Below are 292 nucleotides of genomic sequence, written 5' to 3' on the forward strand. Positions count from 1 at the left end.
GCCGCCCTTCTCCGTCGCATTGCCCGTATCGGCGACCGCCGTCGGTACCGTGTTGTTCGACGACGTCGGCCGGAAGACCACGTCGGCCCAGTAATTTGCCGCCTGGTAGGTGGCGTTCGGGAAAATGCCCGTCGTGGCGGATCCGCCATAGCGGTAGACCCCGTTGCCGCCGGCAGCGGCGCTGGACAGGGCCGTCAGCGGGCCGTTGGGGACGCCGCTGGTGTAGAAATTGTTGGTCGCCACGTAGGCGCCGGTGGTGTGGTAGGAGGCGATGTAGGTGGTGTTGGCGGCG

Annotated in this window: 1 protein-coding gene; it reads right to left on the minus strand. The window is 67.5% G+C overall.

Annotated features, from left to right (window positions below; genetic code table 11):
- On the minus strand, positions 1–292 hold a 292-nt coding region (locus P0086_RS25220; protein ID WP_275790830.1), incomplete at both ends, for a DUF4082 domain-containing protein.

This window comes from Mycoplana sp. MJR14 (genome assembly GCF_029210525.1).
GTDB lineage: Bacteria > Pseudomonadota > Alphaproteobacteria > Rhizobiales > Rhizobiaceae > Mycoplana.